General features: G+C 25.6%; 2 pseudogenes. Both read right to left on the bottom strand.

Features of this window, described 5'->3' with window-relative positions:
• Window positions 1–531, bottom strand: a pseudogene (locus CAMP5053_RS08215) (hypothetical protein); the annotation flags it as partial.
• Window positions 528–829 (bottom strand): annotated as a pseudogene (locus CAMP5053_RS08210) (hypothetical protein); the annotation flags it as partial. The pseudogenes CAMP5053_RS08210 and CAMP5053_RS08215, both read right to left, overlap by 4 nt.

The following is an 829-nucleotide window of genomic DNA, read 5'->3' as shown; positions in this document are numbered from 1 at the left end:
GGGGGTAATAATTGCATTGATATTATATATATCCCAATTACTCGAATTTCCCCAAAAATCTTCTTTTGTTGCATGATTCACTAAATTATCTTTGTAAGAATAAATATAATTATCTCTAAAATATTTCCAAGTTTCATATTTATTTTCTTTTTTGTATTGTGATAAATTAGGAGTCTTTGCCTTTGTATTGTCTGTTTCATGGTATGCACAACGCCAAAAATCAATATAGTCATCTAAAAAAAGCTGTCCTATAATAGCCACATAATCATCAGTATAATGATTAGTTAATTTGTATAAATTTGAAAAATCGAATAGATAATCAGAAAAAATTGTTTCATCCATCTCCGCTTTAATATCAAGACTTGTTAAAATTACCACTTCAAATAATTCTAAAATATCTGTTTTATTAATATTTGGTATTTTTAAAAATAACTCCATTTCATAGTATTTGTTTATTTTTTTGCCTAACTTATAAGGAATATCATGAAAAATAAAATCCATATACTCTTTATTTACCACTTTATACTTCATCTTAAATCTCTTAAATTATGAATTTTTGTTTTTGATTCTAAATTATGGATGATATCTATCGTATCCCCGCCGCTTTGAGAATTGCTTCTAATTTGCACTTTTGTCACCTTATCTTCTAGCAAATAAACATTAATTTCTATCGGTTCTTGTCTTATGATTTTTCCAGTTTTTTTATCTTTGATATCTATAATTGTTTTTATTTTATTTAAATGTTGAGCATTCTCTAATAAATCATTAGCTACTTCTTTTATTTGCTTATTATCCTTAGCCCATAAAACATTCTCACTTCTTCCAAGTC

It is taken from the genome of Campylobacter sp. S4:11 (assembly GCF_024723695.1).
In the GTDB taxonomy this organism is placed as follows: Bacteria; Campylobacterota; Campylobacteria; order Campylobacterales; family Campylobacteraceae; genus Campylobacter_D; species Campylobacter_D jejuni_C.
Note: the sequence above shows the minus strand (reverse complement) of the source record. Positions and strands in the feature narration are given on the sequence as shown.